3 protein-coding genes are annotated in these 2692 nt (G+C 70.2%); all 3 read left to right on the plus strand.

Annotation, left to right across the window (positions count from 1 at the left end):
* Positions 1 to 1344 (plus strand): NAD-dependent DNA ligase LigA (gene ligA / locus LQV45_RS24655; protein ID WP_230009239.1); only part of this gene is annotated, 1344 nt, incomplete at its 5' end.
* A complete protein-coding gene (locus LQV45_RS24660) occupies positions 1341 to 2177 on the plus strand; it encodes an inositol monophosphatase family protein (protein ID WP_230009240.1) in 837 nt (278 codons plus the stop codon). The genes ligA and LQV45_RS24660, both read left to right, overlap by 4 nt.
* A gap of 112 nt (positions 2178 to 2289) precedes the next feature.
* Positions 2290 to 2692 (plus strand): GNAT family N-acetyltransferase (locus LQV45_RS24665; RefSeq protein ID WP_230009241.1); only part of this gene is annotated, 403 nt, incomplete at its 3' end.

Below are 2692 nucleotides of genomic sequence, written 5' to 3' on the forward strand. Positions count from 1 at the left end.
GTGCTCGAATTCATCAAGCGCTACGGCGACAAGCGGCACAGCCTCACCCACGAGATCGACGGCATTGTGATCAAGGTGAACGACTTCGCCACCCAGCGGGCCCTGGGCTACACCACCCGGGTGCCGCGCTGGGCCGTGGCCTACAAGTACCCGCCCGAAGAGGTCCATACCAAGCTGCTCGACATCGCCGTCAACGTCGGCCGCACCGGCCGGGTCACCCCGTACGGCGTGATGGAACCGGTCAAGGTTGCCGGCTCCACCGTGGAAATGGCCACCCTGCACAACCAGGAAGTGGTCAAGGCCAAGGGCGTGAAGATCGGCGACATTGTGGTGCTGCGCAAGGCCGGAGACGTGATACCGGAAATTGTGGGCCCGGTGCTGGCGCTGCGGGACCAGCAGGACCCTCCCGTCCGCGACTTCATCATGCCCACCGAATGCCCCTCGTGCGGCACGCCGTTGGCCCCCGGGAAGGAAGGGGACGTGGACATCCGCTGCCCCACCTCCCGGTCCTGCCCGGCGCAGCTGCGCGAACGCGTCTTCCACCTTGCCGGCCGCGGCGCCTTCGACATCGAGGCCCTCGGTTGGGAAGCCGCCATCGCACTGACCCAGCCGGCCGAGCCCGCGGAGCCGCCGCTGACCACCGAGGCGACATTGTTCGACCTCACTCCGGAGCAGCTCGCGGACGTCCGTGTCCGCCGGGAGAAGCGCTCCAAGGGCGCCGGCACAGGGGAATTCGAGCTGGTGCCCTACTTCTTCACCAAGGCCACCACCAAGACCCCGTCCAAGCCCACGGCCACGACGGACAAGCTCTTCCGGGAGCTGGAAAAAGCGAAATCCCAGCCGCTGTGGCGGATCCTGGTGGCCTTGTCCATCCGGCACGTCGGCCCGCGGGCCTCGCGCGCCCTCGCCACCGCGTTCGGCAGCATGGACGCCATCCGGCAGGCCTCCGAGGAGGAGCTCGCCCACGTGGACGGCGTGGGCCCGGTCATCGCCCAGGCGCTGACTGAATGGTTCGCCGAGGACTGGCACCGCGACATCGTGGACCGCTGGGCGGACGCCGGCGCCCGGATGGCGGACGAACGCGACGAGTCGACGCCCAGGACGCTGGAGGGGCTGACCGTGGTGGTGACCGGGAGCCTCGAGGGCTTCAGCCGCGATGAGGCCAAGGAAGCCATCCTGATCCGCGGCGGCAAGGCGGCCGGATCGGTGTCGAAGAACACCAGTTACGTGGTGGCGGGCGAGAACGCCGGCACCAAACTGGACAAGGCCGAGCAGCTCGGCGTCCCGGTCCTGGATGAGGACGGCTTCCGTGCCCTGCTGGCGAACGGGCCGGCCGGCGAATGAGTTCCCACTCCGCGGGTCCTCCCGCACCTGGCGTTCCGGGGCTGCTCGAACTGGCCAAATCGGCCGCCGCGGCGGGGGCCGCCGTCCTGGCCACCCGAAAGACTGCGGCCCTGGACGTCAGCAACAAGGGCGACTCAGGAGACTGGGTGACCGCCTTCGACCTCGCCGCCGAAGCCGCCGTCCGGGACGTCATCACCGCCGCCCGGCCGTGGGACATCATCACGGGGGAGGAGGGCGGCACCGACCTGCCGGCGGAGCCCAGCGGCTACCGCTGGTCCATCGACCCGCTCGATGGCACCACCAATTTCATCCGCAACATCGTCTACTACGCCACCTCCGTGGCGGTGGCCGACGCCGACGGCGTCTGGCTGGCCGGCGTCGTCAGCGCACCGGCGCTGGGACGCACCTACTACGCGTCCCGCGGCCAGGGCGCCTGGCTCCAGGATCAGGGCCAGGTGACCGCCCTGTTCGGCCCGGTTCCCGGACGGGCCGGCCAGATCCTGGCCACGGGCTTCAGCTACGATCCCGGCGTGCGGGCGGAACAGGCCGCAGGCCTCGGCAGCCTGATGGACGGCTTCGCCGACATGCGCCGGCTCGGGTCCGCGGCGCTGGACCTGTGCCTCGTGGCGGACGGCACGCACGACGCCTACGGTGAGCGCGGGCTCAACGAACACGACTTCGCCGCCGGGGCCCTGATCGCCGAGGAGGCTGGCTGCTGGGTGCGCCGGCCGCGGCTCACCAGCCCCCTGGCCGGCGGCCCCTCCGACGACGAGCGCCTGGCCGCATGGACGTGCGCCGGTCCGCTGGAACTCTCCGGCAAATTCCCGCTCTAACGTCGTCCCGCTGGGCCGGCTCTACGCCTGTCAGATGCGCCTGAGTGATAGTTCAGTCACGGAAACGGCCTTTCCGGGCATGGCCCGGGGCGGGCGCCCGTACCATTGACAGGTGCCTTCGCAGATCCTCATTCGCCCCGCCGTTCCGGCCGACTTCGACGCCATAGCGCGCATCACCCGGGATGCCTACCTGGCGGCGGGCTACTTTGAGAGCGCCGACCACCCCTACATGCAGCAGATCCAGAACGTCGGGCAGCGCGCGGCGGCCGCGACGGTTTGGGTCGCCGAGCGTGAAGGCCGGATCCTCGGCTCCGTGACGCTGGCGGTCGCCGGCGAGCCCTACGCGGACATCGCCTTCAGCGACGAGCTCGAGTTCAGGATGCTCGTGGTGGACCCCTCCGTGCAGCGCAGCGGCGCCGGCAAGGCCATGGTCCAGGCCATCATGGAGCACGCCAGGGCCCTGCCCCGTATTCACGCCGTGGCCCTCACCACGGGCGAGAGCTGGGAAAGCGCCC

Source organism: Microbacterium sp. Bi128, from assembly GCF_918698205.1.

Excerpts from the sequence above, each read along its gene's own strand:
- LQV45_RS24660 (WP_230009240.1), top strand. The coding sequence starts at position 1,341 with ATGAGTTCCCACTCCGCGGGTCCTCCCGCACCTGGCGTTCCGGGGCTG.